We start from the raw sequence: 372 nt of genomic DNA, 5'->3' as shown, positions 1-372 counted from the left end.
CCCCCCTCAAGGAGCAGGACACGGAGCTGATCTGCACCGGCCAGGACTGCGGCCTGGCGTACCCCGTCCGCGACGGCATCCCCGTCCTCCTCGTCGACGAGGCCCGCCGCCCCGAGTAGCCGCCGGCCAGGCGCCCGCCCGCGACCGAACGAACGCCCCGGCGATCGGAGACTGCCGCCATGCTCGACGAAACGCTCCTCGACTCCCCGGAGCGCCTCACGGACGCCGACCACCGCGGCCTCCTCCGCGGCGCCGCAGAGGCCGGCGCCCGCGTCCGCACCGCCGCCCGGCTCGCCGCCGAGGCCGGCGTCGGCAACCTCAAACCCGACGGCCGCCCCCGCGCCGTACTCATCGCCGGCCCCGGAGCCGCCG

General features: G+C 78.0%; 1 protein-coding gene and 1 pseudogene. Both read left to right on the top strand.

Going from position 1 to position 372, the window contains the following annotated elements:
- Positions 1-119 (top strand): Trm112 family protein (locus tag GTW67_RS24725; protein ID WP_161167005.1); only part of this gene is annotated, 119 nt, incomplete at its 5' end.
- A 60-nt stretch (positions 120-179) separates the two neighbouring features.
- A pseudogene (locus tag GTW67_RS24720) lies at positions 180-372 on the top strand (SIS domain-containing protein); the annotation flags it as partial.

Source organism: Streptomyces sp. SID5910, assembly GCF_009862125.1.
Lineage (GTDB): Bacteria > Actinomycetota > Actinomycetes > Streptomycetales > Streptomycetaceae > Streptomyces.
Note: the sequence above shows the minus strand (reverse complement) of the source record. Positions and strands in the feature narration are given on the sequence as shown.